Here is a 671-nt window from a genome sequence, read left to right on the forward strand (position 1 = left end):
AAAGTGCCATAAGAAGAGCAACAGCTATACGCAATGGAGTCATTCCTTGTCTAAAACCCATAGGACTTTGGTTCGTCATAGCGAAAAACAGCCCTTAAAACCATTCTGTTTTGCCGATCTCCCGCAACCGAGGCTTTCGCGCCTCACTCGAAGGATACAAGCCGACTTCGCCCGGTTTGGGCGATTAGTTCGTGTAATATTTGTTCCCGTAGGACCCATAGGCCCCATATGAATCCCCATAGCCATACCGCTTCATCCCCTTTGGATCGATTTGGTTGAGCACAAGGCCACTGATCGTGACGCCGACAGTTTCAAACATGCGAAGAGCATCGCGCACTTGGGACTTCGTTGTTTTATCCCAATGTACGGTGAACAGAACGACATCCACTTGCTGTGCCACCACCCGCGCATCAGGGACGACAAGCACAGGGGGCGTGTCAATGATCACGAAATCATAGGCAGTTCGGGCCGCTTCCAGAAACTCGATGAAGCGCCGTGAAGACAAGACGTCGGCTGCGTTCACATTGCTTGGTTCGCTGACAAGAATATCCGCCCCGAGTACAGAGTCATGGATGACGGCATCTTCCAAAGAAACGTCACCGGCCAGAACGCTCATCAACCCCTTGGCATCTTTGACGTTGAGGTATTGACTAAAGACGAGACGGCGGATG

Annotated in this window: 1 protein-coding gene; it reads right to left on the bottom strand. The window is 51.6% G+C overall.

Features of this window, described 5'->3' with window-relative positions:
* Nucleotides 1–184: 184 nt before the first annotated feature.
* Nucleotides 185–671 (bottom strand): tyrosine-protein kinase family protein (locus C8029_RS21440; RefSeq protein ID WP_152003713.1); only part of this gene is annotated, 487 nt, incomplete at its 5' end.

The sequence above is a fragment of the Roseobacter sp. TSBP12 genome, assembly GCF_009129705.1.
Classification (GTDB): domain Bacteria; phylum Pseudomonadota; class Alphaproteobacteria; order Rhodobacterales; family Rhodobacteraceae; genus Celeribacter; species Celeribacter baekdonensis_A.